The organism is Campylobacter sp. CNRCH_2014_0184h, assembly GCF_025772985.1.
Classification (GTDB): Bacteria; Campylobacterota; Campylobacteria; order Campylobacterales; family Campylobacteraceae; genus Campylobacter_D.
The window spans coordinates 20,919-39,372 of the sequence record NZ_JAKMTB010000007.1; the positions used below are offsets into that span (position 1 = coordinate 20,919).

Annotated in this window: 18 protein-coding genes and 1 pseudogene; 8 read left to right on the forward strand and 11 right to left on the reverse strand. The window is 29.4% G+C overall.

The features are described from left to right. The 11 genes from L8X36_RS06740 to L8X36_RS06790 form a co-directional block, all read right to left on the reverse strand. Positions 1–492 carry a hypothetical protein gene (locus L8X36_RS06740; RefSeq protein ID WP_263664127.1) on the reverse strand — a complete coding sequence of 164 codons (492 nt, stop codon included), beginning with the start codon at positions 490–492 and terminating at the stop codon, positions 1–3. Next, positions 482–1,081 carry a ribosome biogenesis GTP-binding protein YihA/YsxC gene (yihA, locus tag L8X36_RS06745; RefSeq protein WP_263664125.1) on the reverse strand — a complete coding sequence of 200 codons (600 nt, stop codon included), beginning with the start codon at positions 1,079–1,081 and terminating at the stop codon, positions 482–484. Before yihA ends, L8X36_RS06740 begins: the two co-directional genes overlap by 11 nt. After that, positions 1,078–1,536, reverse strand: coding sequence for a lipopolysaccharide transport periplasmic protein LptA (gene lptA / locus L8X36_RS06750; protein ID WP_263683157.1), 459 nt, complete (start codon positions 1,534–1,536; stop codon positions 1,078–1,080). Before lptA ends, yihA begins: the two co-directional genes overlap by 4 nt. Continuing rightward, positions 1,518–2,024 (reverse strand): hypothetical protein, encoded by a 507-nt coding sequence (locus L8X36_RS06755; RefSeq protein ID WP_263683158.1) that lies wholly within the window; start codon positions 2,022–2,024, stop codon positions 1,518–1,520. The genes lptA and L8X36_RS06755 overlap by 19 nt, the downstream gene beginning before the upstream one ends. After that, the gene (locus tag L8X36_RS06760; protein WP_039618077.1) at positions 2,015–2,503 is read right to left on the reverse strand and encodes a 3-deoxy-D-manno-octulosonate 8-phosphate phosphatase, YrbI family; all 489 of its coding nucleotides are present in this window, start codon (positions 2,501–2,503) and stop codon (positions 2,015–2,017) included. Before L8X36_RS06760 ends, L8X36_RS06755 begins: the two co-directional genes overlap by 10 nt. A 4-nt stretch (positions 2,504–2,507) precedes the next feature. Continuing rightward, positions 2,508–3,347: a septal ring lytic transglycosylase RlpA family protein gene (locus L8X36_RS06765; protein WP_263683159.1), complete on the reverse strand. Its 840-nt coding sequence runs from the start codon at positions 3,345–3,347 to the stop codon at positions 2,508–2,510. Further along, on the reverse strand, positions 3,283–4,434 hold the full coding sequence (locus L8X36_RS06770; RefSeq protein ID WP_263683160.1) for a lytic transglycosylase domain-containing protein: 1,152 nt from the start codon (positions 4,432–4,434) through the stop codon (positions 3,283–3,285). The genes L8X36_RS06765 and L8X36_RS06770 overlap by 65 nt, the downstream gene beginning before the upstream one ends. Beyond that, complete coding sequence (locus L8X36_RS06775; protein ID WP_263683161.1) at positions 4,434–5,231, reverse strand: TatD family hydrolase; 798 nt, start codon at positions 5,229–5,231, stop codon at positions 4,434–4,436. The genes L8X36_RS06770 and L8X36_RS06775 overlap by 1 nt, the downstream gene beginning before the upstream one ends. Then, a complete protein-coding gene (locus tag L8X36_RS06780; protein ID WP_149062250.1) occupies positions 5,222–6,466 on the reverse strand; it encodes a diguanylate cyclase in 1,245 nt (414 codons plus the stop codon). Before L8X36_RS06780 ends, L8X36_RS06775 begins: the two co-directional genes overlap by 10 nt. A 61-nt stretch (positions 6,467–6,527) precedes the next feature. Beyond that, the gene (locus L8X36_RS06785; RefSeq protein ID WP_263683162.1) at positions 6,528–8,042 is read right to left on the reverse strand and encodes an AAA family ATPase; all 1,515 of its coding nucleotides are present in this window, start codon (positions 8,040–8,042) and stop codon (positions 6,528–6,530) included. Then, complete coding sequence (locus L8X36_RS06790; protein ID WP_263683163.1) at positions 8,042–8,872, reverse strand: NAD(+)/NADH kinase; 831 nt, start codon at positions 8,870–8,872, stop codon at positions 8,042–8,044. Before L8X36_RS06790 ends, L8X36_RS06785 begins: the two co-directional genes overlap by 1 nt. An 85-nt stretch (positions 8,873–8,957) precedes the next feature. Here L8X36_RS06790 and aspS point away from each other — a divergent pair, with 85 nt between their 5' ends. The 8 genes and pseudogenes from aspS to L8X36_RS06825 all read left to right on the forward strand — a co-directional run bounded on the left by aspS (position 8,958) and on the right by L8X36_RS06825 (position 18,403). Beyond that, a complete protein-coding gene (aspS, locus tag L8X36_RS06795; RefSeq protein ID WP_263683164.1) occupies positions 8,958–10,709 on the forward strand; it encodes an aspartate--tRNA ligase in 1,752 nt (583 codons plus the stop codon). Then, positions 10,706–11,278 carry an adenylate kinase gene (locus L8X36_RS06800; protein WP_263683165.1) on the forward strand — a complete coding sequence of 191 codons (573 nt, stop codon included), beginning with the start codon at positions 10,706–10,708 and terminating at the stop codon, positions 11,276–11,278. Before aspS ends, L8X36_RS06800 begins: the two co-directional genes overlap by 4 nt. A gap of 10 nt (positions 11,279–11,288) precedes the next feature. Further along, positions 11,289–11,807 (forward strand): inorganic diphosphatase, encoded by a 519-nt coding sequence (gene ppa / locus L8X36_RS06805; protein WP_263683166.1) that lies wholly within the window; start codon positions 11,289–11,291, stop codon positions 11,805–11,807. A gap of 36 nt (positions 11,808–11,843) precedes the next feature. Then, a complete protein-coding gene (locus L8X36_RS06810; RefSeq protein WP_263683167.1) occupies positions 11,844–12,878 on the forward strand; it encodes a hypothetical protein in 1,035 nt (344 codons plus the stop codon). Between the two features lie 78 nt (positions 12,879–12,956). Next, positions 12,957–15,569 carry a valine--tRNA ligase gene (locus tag L8X36_RS06815; RefSeq protein ID WP_263683168.1) on the forward strand — a complete coding sequence of 871 codons (2,613 nt, stop codon included), beginning with the start codon at positions 12,957–12,959 and terminating at the stop codon, positions 15,567–15,569. Between the two features lie 3 nt (positions 15,570–15,572). Beyond that, positions 15,573–16,529: a methionine ABC transporter ATP-binding protein gene (locus L8X36_RS06820; protein WP_263683169.1), complete on the forward strand. Its 957-nt coding sequence runs from the start codon at positions 15,573–15,575 to the stop codon at positions 16,527–16,529. Further along, positions 16,526–17,188, forward strand: a pseudogene (locus L8X36_RS08140) (methionine ABC transporter permease); the annotation flags it as partial. The gene L8X36_RS06820 and the pseudogene L8X36_RS08140, both read left to right, overlap by 4 nt. Positions 17,189–17,197: 9 nt before the next feature. Continuing rightward, complete coding sequence (locus L8X36_RS06825; RefSeq protein WP_412175676.1) at positions 17,198–18,403, forward strand: glycosyltransferase; 1,206 nt, start codon at positions 17,198–17,200, stop codon at positions 18,401–18,403. Positions 18,404–18,454: the final 51 nt, after the last annotated feature.

Here is an 18,454-nt window from a genome sequence, read left to right on the forward strand (position 1 = left end):
TTAGATTTTCCCTTTAAAAATAACAAAAGAAATCAAAGCCTCAACAGCAAAAAACCATAGATATTCAATACCAAATTTTAAAATTTCATTATTATCTAAATATGCTAAAAACACATCAAAAAGATAGATAAAAATATAAGCACACAAAGTAAATATAACGAGTAAATAATGACCTAGTTTTAACTTGCTTTTAAACCAATCGACAAAAAGATGATAAAAAACAAAAAAAGCTATCCATGAGCTAAAAAGATAAAATCCATGGATAATATCAACTAGCAAAAGATAAAACAAAGAAAAATACCATCTAAAATCAAGCTTATTAAGAGTTCTTTCTTTTTCTTTTAAAAGCACTATCATATAACAAAAAAACACCCCAAATAAAGGAGGCATCCAATAATACACAGAGCTTAGCACTTGATAAAAAATCAAAGATAAATAAAAAAATAAATAAGAAAAATCAAATCTATTTTTTACTAAATTTCTACTCCTCATTCAAACCCAAGCTCTCTAAAATGATTTTTTGTTCTAATTTATCAATACCACTTTTTTTCAAATTTGACACTAAGATAGCATTTTTATTTGTATTTAAAATTTTTGCTTTTTGACTTTGATTGAGCTTGTCTGCTTTTGTAAACACTGTTATTTTTTTTTGATCAGCTCTAATAAAAGAATCCAAATATAAATCCAAATTTGCATCAATATCTAAATTTTCATGTCTTGAATCTATTAGATGGATAAAAAGCTTGATAGAACTGCGCTCTTTTAAAAACTCATCTAAATTTTTATTCCAAATAGCCTTAGTTTTTTTGCTCACTTTAGCATAACCAAAACCAGGCAAATCAATAAATATTAGTTTAAATTTATCCTCATCTTTTTTGCAATCAACTTCAAAAAAATTAATAAGTTGTGTTTTACCTGGAGTTGAAGAGCTTTTCGCTAAATTTTTATTTTTGCATAGTGTATTAATCAAAGAACTTTTACCCACATTAGAACGTCCTAAAAAGGCGATTTCAGTGTATATAGGTTGTGGTGCTTCGTCTATTTTGGAAGCAGAAATTAAAAATTTAGCATTTAATATCATTCTTTTACTTCAAATACAAATTTGGCAGGTTTTTTATCTTTACTCACTACTCTATAAGTCATATTTTTTCTATCTACTATGATTTTATCCCCTATGAGTTCTTTTTTTGTTTGCATTTCTGTAATTTTTGCATTGCCATTAATCTCATATGTATCCTTAGCCACATTATAAATAAACTCATCACCGCTTCCATGATAAGTTTTATCTTTCATCATGATTTTAAATTTAGCATCTTTAGTAGCTATATACTTGGTGGGTTGTTTGTTTTTCATATAAATAACTAATTTTTGCGAATTTAAAACATCATTACCTTTTTTAACTTCTACATCACCGGTTAATACACTTGTTTCATTTTTTTCATCTAAGTAAAAATCCTTAGCGTAAACTTCTATTTTTTGTGCACTAAATGCGAACAAATTTAACAAACACAAAAAAATTACTGCTCTAAAAACCATGCTTTTATTCCTTGAATTTTTAATTCTTTTTGATTTACATCATATAAAAAATTATCCCCAAAAACTTCATTTAAACCTATATATGCTTTAAAATTATCATTAGAAAATAAAATTTTATTTTTCATATCATAAGTTGCTTTTTGGGTAAAAATAGAAGTTTGGTTATAATCAAAATAACTTACATTGCCTTCTAAAATGGATTTTTCTTCATTTCTTACTAATAAATCTGAACTTAAATTATAATCAAGCGCTTGAACTTTAAAATCATCAAAAATATCTTTGTCTTGATATTTTACCCAACGACTTGCCTGATATGTAGCCTTAATTACACTAGCATTTAACTCATAATCAAGCACATCAAAAGCTTGCATATTTGCCACATCTACCTTTTGTGGTTTTATGGCAAATAAATATGGATCTTGGGTACTTAAAATCACCATAACAAAGGCAAATAAGCTCATTAATATAGCAAAAATTTTTATCGCCAAAGTTTATCCCATTGAGCTTGCATATTATTATGTTCGATTAAAATTTCAATCATCTCGCTCACTGCTCCATTGCCACCTTTTCTATTTAAAACTTTATCAGTTTTCAAAGCCTTGTGTGCATCTTTTGGCTTGAAGCTATATCCAACTGCTTCAAGCAAACTCATATCATTATAATAATCCCCAATAGCAGCACATTGAGAAAAATCTAAATTTAATTTTTCTAAAATTTCTTTAGCGCAAGCTAGTTTATCACTAATACCTTGATAGACTAAATCAATTTTTAAATCCCTAGCTCTAAAATACACACACTCGCTAGTCCTACCCGTAATGATAGCAACTTTTTTACCAAGCTTTTGCCAAGCTTCAATCGCCGCACCATCTTTTACATTAAATTCTTTAATCTCACCATAGTTTTGTGTATAGATGATTTTACCATCTGTTAGACAACCATCTACATCTAAAAAAATAAGTTCTATCATAATCTTACTCTCTTACTATAAACGCGCCTGGGAAAGATCCACTATCAACAAAATCTCTTGCTTCTTGCTCACTTCTAAAACCTTTTAAAAATACTCTATGTAAGCCATCTTTAGCACTTGTTTGTATAGTTGAAGTATAAGAATTATAATTTTTGTATCTACCTGCTATTAGCTCTGCGCCATTTTTATTTCTAAATGCTCCAATTTGCACCATAAAAGATCCACCTTGGAAAATATGACCACTATCAGCAATCTCTCCACTGCTGCCTAAATTAGAATTAGTATGAACTGAACCCGAACTTGCACTTGTTCCAAAGCCAATCACTTCAAGTCTTACAGGAGCTGTTCCAGATTGAATCATATCTATATCTCTTGCAGCCATATTAGATAAATCTATAATCCTACCTGCTACAAAAGGTCCTCTATCGTTAATCCTAACAGTAGTTTGACGGTGATTTTTTAAATTAGTTACTTTTACTATGGTATTCATAGGCAAAGTTTTATGAGCTGCAGTATATGCGTGTTGATCATAAGTTTCACCATTGGAAGTTTTTTTACCATGGAAGCCCGGTCCATACCAACTAGCTATACCTTCAGCTATCTCACCCACCTCTACTACAGTTGGATAATAAGTTTTACCATTAATAGTGTAAGGCTTCATGGTACCTTTTAAACTAGTGTTATTGTGCTTTACACTTTTAAAATCCCTCTCTGGATAATACACAGTAGGTGTGCTAATAGGCACCATACTACAAGCACTAAACAAAACTCCTACACAACTAACGACTAACGACTTTTGTATGAGAGTTTTTTGATATTTTTTGAGTTGTTTTGATTTTTGCATTATTATTCTCCTTAATTTTTAACACAAGTTTTTGATTGATATTGATTAAATTTCCTTTTATTTTATTGTATTCTTTAATACTTTCAACGCTTATTTTATGTTTTCTTGCAATAGTATAAAGACTATCACCTTCTTTTACTATATAAATTTTTGTATGCGGAATGGTTGTATCCACCTTAGCTAATTTTACATTCTCCAACGCCTTTTCTACCGCCACACTTTTGCTTAAAGGAATGTACATGTAATAATCTTTTTTATCAGGTGGAGTAAAGTCATAATTAAAATGTGGATTATAACGCTTAAATTCTTTATAAGACATTTTAGCTACTTTGGCAAGCTCTCTTAAAGAAACACTTGGTGGAACTGAGATTTTTTTAACTTCACTTGATAGGGCATAATTAAGCAAAGCACTATCTTGAGAAATTAAAAAATCATTATTATTAGCCAAAAATGCCATAGTAAGAATTTTTCTAATAAAAATTCTAGTTTCTAATGGCAAGTATTTTTTATCAGGATCAAGCAAAACCCTTAAATCATCACTTTTTGCTTTTTTTATAGCTTGACGTAATTTACCATCACCGCAATTATAAGCTAAAATAGCCAAATACCATTTTCCAAACTGCTCTTTTAGTTGTTTTAAATAAGTAATAGCTGCATAAGTTGATTTTACTAAATCTTTTCTCTCATCTACATAAGGATCTATCCTTAAACCCAAAGTTTGTGCTGTTGGTTTCATAAATTGCCAAACACCTACTGCTTTAGTTCTTGAGATAGAATGAATTTTTAAACCAGATTCTACAATTGCTAAGTATAAAAATTCTTGAGGGATATTTTCTTTTTCTAAGATTTTACGGATAATTGGAGTGATTTTGTAAAATTCCCTCATCGTATCTACTAAAGTTTTAGAATGCATATCCATGGAAGATTCTTTAAATTCTAAAAAAATCATATCACTAAGATAGCTTGCTTCTATATCTAAATTTCTTAAAATTTGTGCTTGTTGAGTATAGTGCTCTGGAGTAAATTGCAAGGCTTTAGCATTTAAACATAATAACACTAAAATAAAAAATAAAAAGCTTTTTTTCATCATAAACCTTGGAAAAACAAACGATTAGCATTAGAATTAGTAAGTTTTATTATTTCATTTTTAGATAAATTTAAAAGCTCAGCCATTTTTTGAGCTACAAAATGGGTCAAAATAGGATCATTTACCTTGCCACGATATGGCTCTGGAGTTAAATAAGGTCCATCTGTTTCTAAAACAAGCTTATCTTTTGGAATTTTAGGTAAAACTTCTACTAATTTTTTTGCATTTTTAAAAGTTAAAACCCCACCTATACCAAAATAAAAACCATCATCTGCTAGCTGAAGTAAAAGCTCACTAGCATTAAAACAATGCAAAACACCACCTTGTAAATCTTTTGCATATGTTTTTAAAATATTAAAACTATCTTCATTAGCTTCACGCACATGAACAATCAAAGGCTTTTTATATTCAATAGCTAGCTGAATTTGAGCTATAAAAACTTCTTTTTGCTTTGCTTTTATTTCATCCTCATCAGCCCTTAAACGATAATAATCAAGTCCGCACTCACCCACTGCAACGCATTTTTTATCATTTATAAATTCTTTTAAAACATCCAAATCAAAATCATCTATATCATAAGGATGCACTCCACAAGAAAAATACACATTTTCATAATCATGTGCAATTTCTCTTGCTCTTGGCAAATCTTTTATATCTGCTCCAGGTATGATGATTTTATCTACTCCACTAGCAAAGGCATGATTTAACATCTCATCCAAACATCCAAAATAAGCTTGATTATCTAGATGACAATGTGTATCTATGATTTTTTCGCTAAAATCACAATCTAAAAACATACCTCTACCCTATTTTTACCATTAGCCTTAGCTAAATCTAGTGCCTTTTGAGCATTATTAAGCAAATCTTGTATTTGGCTTGTTTTACCTCCAAAAGCAACTCCTACAGAAACACTGTAATCAACCTCATCTAAAGCTATTAAAACACTTTCTTTAGCAATATTTACTCTTATATTTGAAAAAGCTTTCAATGCTTCTTTATTATCTGTATTTTTTAAAAGTACGTAAAATTTACCATCTTCAATTCTAGTTGCTAAATCCATACCGCGAATTTGATCTTTAATTTTTTTAGCTGTGTGTTTAATCACTCCATCGCCACAATCATAACTTAGTTCATAGTTAATTGTTGCAAGATTGTCTATATCAATTAATGCTAAAGCTAATTCTTCATTTTCTTGCATATCTTCTAAATAATCTAAAAATCTTTTTTCAAAATTTGCATAATCATCAAGTCCTGTTAGCAAATCTTTACCCAAACTATACTCATCAAGTAAAACACATTTTTGCATATAATCTAAGCAATTATTCACTCTACAATTAAGTGATTCTTTTTGGAAAGGTCTAATCACATAGTCATTTACGCCCTTTCTAAAAGCTCTTGCCTCTAGCGCATCATCTTTATCTCCAACCATAATCACGCCAAGCTCTATCTTAGAATATTTTGAGCGAATTTCTACAAGCAAATCTTCTCCATTAATTACAGGCATAGTTGCATCACAAATTACTAATTTTGTATCAGGATTATCACTAAGATAACTTAGCGCTTCTTCTCCATGTGCTGCTGCTAAAACATTAAAAAGTTGATTATTAAGATTTTTTTTCATTTCTGCGCGTAAAGTTACATTAGCGATTGCTAAAATTATCTTAGTTTTATTGTTTTTTTGAAGCATTCTAATGGAACTTAGCATTTCATCAATACAGCTTTCGCTTTCTTTTTGAATATAACCTATAATATCTTTTTCCATAAATTTCTTACGCGTTTGCCCATCACTACTTCCTGTAAGTACTATAGCAGGAATATTTTTTTCTAAAACCACATCCACCACTTCTCCATTGGGAGCATCTGGCAAACAAAGATCTACAAAAGCCATAAAATAATCATTTTTCACTAATTCTTTAGCACTATTCATATCAAAAGCAACATCTACTTTTAAACCCAAAGTGTTTTCTACTTTTTTTGCTAAAAGCTTTGTAAGCATTTTGTTATCATCAATAATTAAAATTTTTTCTTCCATAGTCAACTCTCTTTATAATTTAAAAGTATAATTATAACATATAGAAATTTACTTTTTGTTTTTAAAGTAAAGTTCTAGTAAATTCTAAAGCCTCTTGTGTGATATTTTCCCCGCTTACCATTCTAGCAAGTTCTCTTACTCTTTCTTCTTTTTCTATTTTTCTTACCCTACTTTCATTTCCTATTTTTTCTACTAAAAAATGATTGCTTGCTTTTGATGAAAGCTGTGGTAAATGTGAAATTGCAAAAATTTGATAAAACTTAGCAAGCTCTTTTAATACTTCAGCTATACTCATAGCTTCTTTGCCACTTAAATTTGCATCAATTTCATCTAAAAATATTATCCCACTAGCTTTATTAGTAACATTGCATTCTGTTGCAATAAAAGAAAGTCTTAGACGGTTTATCTCGCCTGAACTTAAATTTTTTAAACTAGCCTCATTGATATTTAAACTCACTTCATCTTTACCTAAAATACTTAAAGCACAATCTTTAAGTTCTAATTTAACTTCTTTCATATAAAGTTTTTCAAGATAAAAATTCAGTAATTTTTCAAGCTCTTTTAATCTTTTTTTACGCAAAGTACTTAATTTTTGACTTTTTTCATCTAAAAGTATTTTAGTACTTTGTACTTTTTCTTCTAATTCCTTTTTTTCAAAACTTAAATTTTCATAATGAGCTAATTCTGCCTTTTTCTTCTCTAAAGCTTCTAAAGCTTCTTCTATGCTTCCATATTTTGAAATCAAAGAAGAAAGTTTTTCTATCCTATCAAGTACTTCTTCTATATCAAAATCAAAATCATCAAAACTTTGATTTTCCCACACTGCCCTTAGTTCATTTAAACACTCTGAAAAAAATGAACTATCAACATCACTAATTTGCAAAGCTTCAATCACTGCTGATTCTAATTCAAAAATTCTGCTTGCCCTATTCCAAGCAGCGTCAATTTTATCTTTTTTCGAAAGTCTTTTTTTAAAACTCATCAACTCATCAAATTCACCTATTTTTGGGTTAATACTTTGAATTTTTTGTATTTCAAAGCTCGTAAATTCTTTTAATTCTTCTACTTTTTTTTCTTCTTCTTGAATTTTTTCTAATTTAGTTTTATTTTCCATATATTCTTTATAAATATTTTTATATTCATTTAAAAAATCTTGAAATTTCTTATCCTCTTTTGATTGCATAAAATCAAGTAAGTTTAAAAATCTTTCATTTGAGAACTCATTATTTTCCTTAGCTGAAAGATATTTTACAAATTTCTTAGAAAGCAAGGCTAAATTCTTTTTTGAAATAAGTTGATTATTGATAAAATAACGCGAGCTTTTATCTTTTAAAAGTTTAAATACATTTAATTCTTCATTTTCGATACCAAACTCATCTAATTCAAGTTTATCATTTAATAAAATTTCTACCATTTTAGCTTCACTCTCACTTAGAGCAAATGCTGCCAAAATAGCCTTAAAAAGCACAGACTTTCCAGCACCACTTAAACCAGTAAAGACAGTAAGTCCCGCTTCTAATTCTAATTTTGCCTGTTTAAAACCTAAATTTTCTTTGATTAAAATACTCTCTATCATCACTTACCCCAATTTAACTTTTCTTTTAAAACTTGGAAATAATCTCTATCTTTTTTATGTATAAAACTAAGTTCTTTTTTGCTAAGTCCTATAAGAATTTTATCATATTCTTTAGGATCAATCACTTCTTGTCCATCTAAATACAACAAACAATGCTCAACTTTCAATTCAAGCTCAAAGCCATAAGGTAAAACTATGGGCCTTTGAGTTAAAGAATGAGAGCAAACTGGAGTTAGAACAAAAATTTCACTCCAAGGATGCACTATAGGCCCACCTGCACTAATATTATAAGCAGTCGAGCCACTTGAGCTAGCTATAATCAAACCATCTCCATAATAAGCATTAAAAAGTTTATTTTCAAAAAAAACTTCTACATTTGCCATTAAAGCATTATCACGAGAAAAAACCGCATCATTAAAAGCAAATTTTTTAATGATTTTATTTTTTTTATACAAGGTAATTTGAAGCATTTTGGCTTTTTCTATTTTAAAATCACTTTTAAAAAAATCTTTAAAAAAACTTTCTACCTCATTAAAAGAAAGAGCTGTTAAAAAACCTAAATTTCCTGCATTTATACCCAAAATAGGCTTTTTAGCTTGATAAACTTGTCTACATAAAGACAAAAGTGTACCATCTCCACCCAGAGAAATCAAAAAATCTAATTCTTGTAAATCTTTTAGATTAATTTTTTCTTGCTCTAGCAACACAAGCTCTATATTTTTTTGCAAAAAAATTGCTCTTAAAAAATCAATTTGCTCATTTAAATTTGTATTTAACCTACAAAATAAGCCTATTTTTTGAATTTTTTCTATATTTATATTTTTTTTCATAAAAAAATTATAACAAAACTTAGCTAAGCAAAAGAATAAAATACTATAATAACAAAATTGAACAAAATTAAGCTAAGGAAAAATTTTGAGAACTCATTATAATACAGAGCTTAACATACAAAATGTTGGCGAGGAAGTAACATTATGTGGTTGGGTAAATTCTTACCGTGATCATGGAGGTGTAATTTTTATCGATCTTAGAGATCGTAGCGGACTTATACAGTTAGTATGTGATCCTGCAGATAATCAAGAAGCACATAATATAGCTTCATCAGTAAGAAATGAATATGTTTTAATAGCACAAGGTAAAATTCGCCCACGCGGTGAAGGACTTGTAAATCCAAAATTAAAAACCGGAGAAATAGAAGTTGTTATAAATAAACTTACTATTGAAAATGAAAGTGCTGTAGTGCCTTTTGCTATAGGTGATGAAAGTGTTAATGAAGAATTAAGATTAAAATATAGATTTTTAGATTTAAGAAGCAAAAAACTTTATGATAATTTTGCTCTAAGATCAACTGCTTGTATAGCAGCAAGAAATTCTTTATCAAGCATGGGATTTTTAGAAGTTGAAACCCCTATTTTAACTAAAGCCACTCCAGAAGGTGCAAGGGATTATTTAGTACCATCACGTGTACATCAAGGCGAATTTTATGCCTTACCTCAAAGCCCCCAACTTTTCAAACAACTTTTAATGTGTTCAGGATTTGATAGATATTTTCAAATTGCAAAATGTTTTAGAGATGAGGATTTAAGAGCAGATCGCCAACCTGAATTTACTCAAATAGATATAGAAATGAGTTTTTGTGAGCAAAAAGATATCATAGCTATGGCAGAAAATTTACTCAAAGATATTTTCAAAGCTTGCGGAAAAGAAATTAGCATACCTTTTAGACAAATGAGTTACAAAGAAGCTATGGAAAATTATGGTTCTGATAAGCCTGATTTAAGATTTGATATGAAATTTATTGATGTGATTGATATTTTTGCAAAATCAAATAACGAAATTTTTGCAAATATTGCAAAAGATACAAAGAAAAATCGCATTAAAGCTTTAAGAGTTCCAAAAGGCGATACAATTTTTTCTAAACGCCAAATGCAAAGATTTGAAGAATTTGTACGCAAATTTGGAGCGGCAGGACTTGCATTTATACAAATGAAAGAAGATGGTCCTAAGGGTCCACTTTGCAAATTCTTTAATGGAGAGGATTTGAATGCTTTAATTCAAAGATGTGAATTAGAAGTTGGAGATGTAGTATTTTTTGGTGCAGGAGCTAAGAAAACCGTGCTTGATTATATGGGTAGATTTAGATTATTCCTTGCTGATGAAATGAAAATTATTGATGAGGATAAATTAGAATTCTTATGGGTTATTGATTTTCCTATGTTTGAACAAAATGATGATGGAAGCTATTCTGCAATGCACCATCCATTTACTATGCCAAAAAATATTGACGAGCAAGATTTAGAAGAAATTAATTCTATTGCACATGATGTGGTGTTAAATGGTGTAGAACTAGGTGGCGGTAGTATAAGAATTCATAAAAGCCCTATCCAACAAAAAGTCTTTAAGCTTTTAAATATTGATGAAGAAGAACAAAGAAAGAAATTTGGTTTCTTACTTGATGCATTAAGCTTTGGAGCACCACCACATGGTGGTATAGCAATAGGCCTTGATAGACTTATCATGCTTTTAACAAAATCTTCAAGCATTAGAGAAGTCATAGCTTTTCCTAAAACACAAAGAGCGCAATGTCTTATGACTCAAGCTCCAAGCGAAGTAAGCAATGAACAAATGAGAGAATTAGGTATAAGATTAAGGGAGAATACTAAATGAAACAATTATTTTTAATTATAGGTGCACCAGGTAGTGGCAAAACAACTGATGCAAGCATTATAGCTACAGATGATGCAAATATTACTCACTATTCTACAGGTGATTTACTAAGAGCAGAAGTGGCTAGTGGAAGCGAACTTGGAAAGACTATTGATAGTTTTATTTCTAAGGGAAATTTAGTTCCACTAGATGTAGTTGTAAATACTATCATCACTGCTTTAAAAAATGCACCAACTAACACAATACTTATCGATGGTTATCCAAGAAGTGTCGAACAAATGCTTGAGTTTGATAAGGTATTAAAAAACCAAAGTGAAGTAATTTTAAAAGGTGTGATAGAAGTTAAAGTTAGTGAAGAAGTTGCTAGAGAAAGAGTTTTAGGACGTGCTAGAGGTGCTGATGATAACGAAGAAGTTTTCAATAATAGAATGAAAGTTTATTTAGAACCTTTAGAAGAAATAACAAATTTCTATACTAAAGAAAATATCCACCATATAATCAATGGTGAAAGAAGTATTGAAGCTATCGTAGCTGATATGAAAAATTTAATCAATGATTTATTAAAATAAAGGATAAAAAATGGATATTAGCAAAATCAAAGTTGGAGAAGTGCCAAACAAACTTAATGCAGTTATTGAAATTCCTTATGGATCAAACATTAAATACGAACTTGACAAAGAAAGCGGAGCCATCATGGTTGATCGTGTAATGTATTCAGCTATGTTTTATCCAGCAAACTATGGTTTTATACCAAACACTCTTGCAGATGATGGCGATCCTATTGATGTTTTAGTTTTAAATGAATACCCTATCCAGGCAGGAGCTGTGATTCCTTGTCGTTTAATAGGAGTATTATTGATGGAAGATGAAAGTGGTATGGATGAAAAATTACTTGCTGTTCCTGTAAGTAAAATTGACCCAAGATATGATAATATTAAAAGTTTAGATGATTTACCAAAAGCAAGCTTAGATAAAATCAAAAATTTCTTTGAAACATATAAAATGCTTGAGCCAAACAAATGGGTAAAAGTAAAAGAATTTGCAGACATTGAAAAAGCAAGTGAAATTTTAGAAAATTCTATTAAAAATTATAAATAATCAAAGTCCTTTTAAGGACTTCACAAAGGATAAAAAATGAAAAGTATTATTGCTTTTAGTATAGCTTTTGTGGTGCTAATAGGCGCTAGTATTGGTTTTTATATGTGGTATTTTGAAGATGATTCAAATACTTATGTATATGATTATAAAAAAAATAGTTCTTATCAAAGCTACACTCCACCAAGCACTCAATACAATCAAGAAAGAAATAATATAAGTAATAATACTTACTACCAACCACAGCAAACAAACCAAGAGCCTTTAAAAGAAGAAACTCCGGTACAAAATAATCCTATCATAGATGAAAATACAAGCACTCAAGAAGTTGCTCCAACAACCCAAACAAATATAGCTGAAGTTTCTAAAAATGAAATTACTACACCTAAAGTAGTCCAAAAAGAAGAAAAAACTCCAGTTGAAAACAACAAACAAACAAGTGTAAAAAAAGAAAAAACAACAAAATATAAAAATACCATGCAAGAATACATTGCAAAAGGTAAAACTAGCAGATATGAGCCAAGATTGAGTGATGATTTTGTTAAAGTTTATGTGCTAGATGGAAAAAGTTTAAGTGATTATAGAGTTGATATGCTAAAAGAAATGATTAATCCTATTAAAGTTAATTCCCAAGATTATAATTTAACTATTTTTATCGATATGCTATCAAATGATAATATGAAATTAAGCATATATAACAAAGATATTGTTTTTGCTAAAAATAAGAAAAAATTTAATTATGTAGATGTTAAAATTTCTGATTTGAAATTTTTATTTGAAAGAAATGGATATAGCGAATACAGCAATGAAAATTTACTTGAAAAAATCAATCAAAATCTAGCAAGAGAAGATATAATCAAAAGAATTAAATTTCAAGGTTATGCAGACGATAGAGGTAGTACTTTTGCAAACTACATGATAGGATTAAATAGAGCAATGAACGTAGCCAAACATTTCTTTAGCTTTACTGAGGTTATAGAAATAGAATCTTTAGGAAAAGACACCTATCCTACTAAAGATAAATCTGACTCTCAAAGACAAAATAATCGTAAAGTAGAAATTAGTTTTTTATAACTAATTTCTAAATTTCAAAACTTCTTTAACAATTTTAAGCTAACATAACAATTTATTTTCATTCTCAAGGTAGCAATTATGTATGATAAATCACTAGAAAAAGAATATTATAAAATTTGTGAAGAACGCGGATATTTTGAAATCAATGGTAATGAAAAAATTCAAGAAAAAGGTAAAAACTTTTGTATTATGATGCCTCCACCTAATGTAACAGGCGTTTTACACATAGGCCATGCCCTAACTTGTACTTTACAAGATATCACAACGCGTTATAAAAGAATGGATGGTTATAAGACTCTTTATCAACCAGGGCTTGATCATGCAGGCATTGCAACACAAAATGTTGTGGAAAAACAACTTTTAGCTCAAGGTATTAAAAAAGAAGAACTCGGTAGAGAAGAATTTATAAAAAAAGTATGGGAATGGAAAGAGCAAAGCGGTGGCACTATAGTTAAGCAAATGCGAATTTTAGGTATCACTCCTGCTTGGAGTCGCTTGCGCTTTACTATGGATGAGGGTTTGGTAAATGCAGTAAAAAAAGCCTTTGTAGATCTTTATGATAAAAAGCTTATTGTGCGTGGAAATTACATGGTAAATTGGTGCACTCATGATGGAGCATTAAGCGATATAGAAGTAGAACATAAAGAAAATAAAGGAAAATTATATTATTTAAAATATTTCTTAGAAAATTCTCAAGAATTCATCGTAGTAGCCACTACAAGACCAGAAACTTATTTTGGCGATAGCGCTGTGATGGTTAATCCAAGCGATGAAAGATTTAAACACTTAATAGGCAAAAATGTCGTTTTGCCTTTAATAGATAGAAAAATTCCTATTATTGCTGATGAGCATGTAGATATGGAATTTGGCACAGGCTTTGTGAAAGTAACCCCAGCACATGATCATAATGACTATGAAGTAGGCTTAAGACATAAACTTGAATTTATTACTATCTTTGATGAAAAAGGCATTTTAAATGAACATTGCTTGCATTTTAAAGGCTTAGAAAGATTAGAAGCAAGAGATGTTATTATAAAAGAATTACAAGAAAAAGGTTTTGTTGAAAAAATAGAAGATTATACTAATCAAGTAGGATATTGTTATCGTTGTAAAAATGTAGTAGAACCTTACATTTCTAAACAATGGTTTGTAAAAAATGAAATCGCAAAAGAAAGCATAGAAAAAGTTAATCTTGGTGGAAGCAAATTCTACCCTGCACATTGGATTAATAGCTTTAATGCTTGGATGAGAGATTTAAAAGATTGGTGTATTTCAAGACAACTTTGGTGGGGTCATCAAATTCCTGTGTATTATTGTGAATGCTCTCATGAATGGGCAAGCGAAGAAACTCCAAGTCAATGTCCAAAATGCCAAAGCACTAATTTCAAACAAGACCCTGATGTTTTAGACACTTGGTTTTCTTCTGGTCTTTGGGCTATGAGTACTTTAGGTTGGGGTAATAAAGACTGGGGCAAAAACACACTTTGGCATGAAGATGATTTAAAAGATTTTTATCCAAATTCTTTATTAATCACCGGCTTTGATATTTTATTTTTCTGGGTTGCAAGAATGATGTTTCAAAGTACTAATGCCTTAGGTGAGCTTCCTTTTAAAGATATATATTTACATGCTTTAGTTAAAGATGAGCAAGGTAGAAAAATGAGTAAGTCTTTAGGCAATGTCATTGATCCTGTGCAAAGTGTGGATGAATACAGTGCTGATATCTTGCGTTTTACTCTTGCTCTTTTAGCTATCCAAGGTAGAGATATAAAATTAAGCAATGACAAACTTATACAAGTTAGAAATTTTACCAACAAGCTTTATAATGCAAGCAAATTTTTACTTTTAAATGAAGAAAAATTTGAAGATTTAGATAAAAGCAAAATTCAAACTAACTTGGCAAAATACATGCTGTCTCGTTTTGAAGTATGCGTAAAAGAAACAAGAGAAAATTTAGATAATTACCGCTTTAATGATGCAGCAAATACTTTGTATAGATTTTTCTGGGATGAATTTTGTGATTGGGGGATCGAGCTTAGTAAGGCTGAAAAATCAAGTATAAAAGAACTTGGAAGCATTTTTAAAGAAGCATTAAAGCTTTTAAATCCTTTTATGCCATTTATTAGTGAGTATTTATACCATGAGTTAAGTAAAACTTCTATCCAAACTCATGAGTCTATAATGATTTCAAGATATCCTAAATTTAATTCTAGCAATGAAAAAATAGAAAAATTATTTAATATCATTATAGAAAGCATAGTGAGTTTACGCCGTGCAAAAACCCTAGTAGAGCTTGCAAATGCAAAAATTCAAAAAGCTTGCATAAAATTAAATGATGAGAGTTTAATAGCTGAGTTGAAAAATTACACTAATTTCATCTCGACACTTGCAAAATGTGAAAACATCGAGTTTATTAGTACAAATTTAGAAAAATCCATTAGAGATGTAAGTGAGAATTTAGAAGTATTTATACCAACTCAAAATCTTGATTTAAGCGGTGTTTTAAATAGGCTTAATAGTCAAAAAATAAAACTTGAAAAAGAATTTAACAAGCTAGATGCTATGATGAAAAATGAAAAATTTATCTCTAATGCACCGGCTGCGGTTGTTGAGCAAAATAAAACTCAACTTGAAAGCATTAAAACTCAACTTGAAAAAATCAATGATGAAATTTCTAATTTAGAAGGCTAATAAGTGATAAAAATACAAAATCTTAAAAAATATTATGGCAAAGAATTAGTTATAAATAATGTTTCTTTAGAAGTTAAAGAAGGAGAAATTTATGCTCTTGTTGGACACAGCGGGGCAGGAAAATCAACTTTGCTAAGATGTATTAATGGTTTGGAAAATTATCAAAGTGGTAGCGTAGAGGTTTTTGGTAAAGAAATAGCTACCTTAAAAGAAAAAGAGTTAAGAGTATTTAGAAAAGATATAGGGATGATTTTTCAACATTTTGCACTTATGAGTAGAAAAAATGTATTTGAAAATGTAGCTATGCCTTTAGAAATTCATAATTTTAACAAAAGCACAATTCAAAAAAGAGTTAATGAACTTTTAGATCTTGTGGGACTTTTAGCTAAAAGCAAAGCTTATCCAAATGAGCTAAGTGGTGGGCAAAAACAAAGAGTAGCCATAGCTAGAGCCCTTGCTTTAAATCCTAAAATTTTACTAAGCGATGAAGCTACTTCTGCACTTGATCCAAATACTACAAATAATATTTTAGAACTTATTGCTAAAATCAATCAAGAATTTAACATCAGCGTAGTATTAGTAACTCATGAAATGGAAGCAGTAAAACAAATAGCACAAAAGGCCGTATTGCTAGAGCATGGACAAATCATAGGTCAAGGAAAAATCGAAGATTTATTCTTAAAGCCAAGTGAAAAAATGCGTGAATTCCTAGGGGAAAGTGATTTTTTACCACAAAATGGAGTCAATGTGCGCTTATATTTTTGTAAAGAAAAAGCAAACCAAAGCATAATCACTCACATGGCTAGAAGTTTAAATATTGATTTTAATATAGTTTGGGGTAAGATAGAAAAACTAAACAACAATGCTTTAGGAAATTTGGTAATCAATATAGAAGCTAAAGATCAAGAAAGAGTTTTAAATTATTTACAAGAAAATGGCGTTATTTGGGAGCTTGTATAATGAACTTAGAAACAATTTTAAGAAATTTTGAAAATATACTTTATCCAGCATTATTGGAAACTCTTTATATGAGTTTTACAGCCACTTTTTTAGCCTTTTTAATTGCACTTATCCCTGCAATTGTACTTACTGTTACTGATAAAGGCGGCTTATGGGAAAATAAAAGTATTTACAGTGTGCTTGATTTTATTATCAATATTTTAAGATCTTTTCCATTTTTAGTGCTCATTGTAGTTTTAAGTCCTTTTACAAAATATCTTATTGGCATTAGCATAGGTACAACTGCTACGATAGTGCCACTTACCATAGGAATTGCACCTTATTTAGCTAAAATGATTGAAAGTGCTTTTAAAGAAATTGATCCTGCTATCATTGAAGCAGCAAGATCTTATGGAGCTAGCAAAGCACAAATCATCTTTAAAGTTATGTTTAGTGAGGCTTTGCCAAGTATTATTAATGGTATTACTTTAATTTTAATTATTGTTATTGGATTTTCCGCTATGGCAGGAACTGTTGGTGGTGGTGGCTTGGGTGATGTGGCTATTCGCTATGGATATGAACGTTTTAGAACTGATATTATGATTCAAACCGTTGTGATTTTAATTATACTAGTGCAAATCATACAATTTATAGGAAATATTCTTTATAAAATCACTAAAAGATAAACAATGAAGCATAAACTTGGTATTTTGCTAGCAGCGACTAAAAATTCAAGCTTTACCATAGGAACCTTGCTCATTAATATCATGGATGTTATGGATGAAAAGGTAGATGTATTTTACATTTTACATGATGGCTTTAGCTTGAATGATCAAAATATCATGCAAAAAATTGTTAAAAACAAAACAATTAAATTTCTTCCTTTTACCCAAGAAGATTTTTTAGCCACTCTTGGTAAAAATCAAAATGATATTAATAATTTATTTTTCTTAAAAAGATGGACACATATGGCTTTTGCAAGATTTGAAGCTTTTAAGTTTTTAGATGAATGCGAAAGTATTATTTATCTTGATTTTGATGTTTTACTTTTAAAAAGTATAGATGAACTTAGCAAATTAAGAGCTAGAAAATATCATTTTGGTGCAAGATTGGGTAAAACTTTGCTTTTTGAAAGCCTGCCTGCAAAAAAAGAGCATCATCAAAAACGTACGTATTTAACTGGAATTTTAGTCTTTACAGATCTTATACCAAATCCTTTAAAATGCTATCAATTTATATATAAACATCTAAACGAAAACATTCAAAATTTAAACGATCAAGGATTGTTTACACTACTGGTGCTAGAACACAAATTTAAAATAAAAGATTTAAAAGATACTTATAATGGAAATATTGATTATAGAACCAATTTATCACAAAAAGCTTCTATAACACATGCTGAAGGTAGCAATAATCGTTTTTGGAATAATGTTTTATGCAATCAAACATGGCCTAAATGGCAAGAGTATTATGAAAAATGGTTAAAACTTGGTGGAAGTAGATATTTAGGCGGAATAAAAGCTATTCACACTCAAGCAAAAGCAAGAATAAGATATCATTTATCATACAAACTAGGTTATGCTTTTATAGAATGTACTAAAAATAAGAAAAAAATTCCTTTTTTACCTTTTACTCTACTAAAGATTTACTATAAACACACAAAACTTGCCAAGCAATATCAAAAAGATTTAAAAACAAAACCTTATCTTAAGCTTCCACCTTTATCAAGCTATGATGATTATAAAAGTGAAGGTATTAAAAATCAAAATACTTATTCTTATAAAATCGGACAAGCTCTCATTAAGGCTCAAAAAAATTGGCACAAAGGTGGTTATATAAAATTTATAAAAGAACTTAAACATTTTGCCAAAGAATATAAAAACAAACAAAAATAAAACTTTTCTTATCTTATTAATATTTTTATAATATAATCAAGCATTTTAAAC

Coding starts and splice junctions, on each gene's coding strand:
- L8X36_RS06740 (WP_263664127.1), bottom strand. CDS start 492: ATGAGGAGTAGAAATTTAGTAAAAAATAGATTTGATTTTTCTTATTTA.
- yihA (WP_263664125.1), bottom strand. CDS start 1,081: ATGATATTAAATGCTAAATTTTTAATTTCTGCTTCCAAAATAGACGAA.
- lptA (WP_263683157.1), bottom strand. CDS start 1,536: ATGGTTTTTAGAGCAGTAATTTTTTTGTGTTTGTTAAATTTGTTCGCA.
- L8X36_RS06760 (WP_039618077.1), bottom strand. CDS start 2,503: ATGATAGAACTTATTTTTTTAGATGTAGATGGTTGTCTAACAGATGGT.
- L8X36_RS06765 (WP_263683159.1), bottom strand. CDS start 3,347: ATGCAAAAATCAAAACAACTCAAAAAATATCAAAAAACTCTCATACAA.
- L8X36_RS06770 (WP_263683160.1), bottom strand. CDS start 4,434: ATGAAAAAAAGCTTTTTATTTTTTATTTTAGTGTTATTATGTTTAAAT.
- L8X36_RS06775 (WP_263683161.1), bottom strand. CDS start 5,231: ATGTTTTTAGATTGTGATTTTAGCGAAAAAATCATAGATACACATTGT.
- L8X36_RS06780 (WP_149062250.1), bottom strand. CDS start 6,466: ATGGAAGAAAAAATTTTAATTATTGATGATAACAAAATGCTTACAAAG.
- L8X36_RS06785 (WP_263683162.1), bottom strand. CDS start 8,042: ATGATAGAGAGTATTTTAATCAAAGAAAATTTAGGTTTTAAACAGGCA.
- L8X36_RS06790 (WP_263683163.1), bottom strand. CDS start 8,872: ATGAAAAAAAATATAAATATAGAAAAAATTCAAAAAATAGGCTTATTT.
- L8X36_RS06800 (WP_263683165.1), top strand. CDS start 10,706: ATGAAACAATTATTTTTAATTATAGGTGCACCAGGTAGTGGCAAAACA.
- ppa (WP_263683166.1), top strand. CDS start 11,289: ATGGATATTAGCAAAATCAAAGTTGGAGAAGTGCCAAACAAACTTAAT.
- L8X36_RS06810 (WP_263683167.1), top strand. CDS start 11,844: ATGAAAAGTATTATTGCTTTTAGTATAGCTTTTGTGGTGCTAATAGGC.
- L8X36_RS06815 (WP_263683168.1), top strand. CDS start 12,957: ATGTATGATAAATCACTAGAAAAAGAATATTATAAAATTTGTGAAGAA.
- L8X36_RS06825 (WP_412175676.1), top strand. CDS start 17,198: ATGAAGCATAAACTTGGTATTTTGCTAGCAGCGACTAAAAATTCAAGC.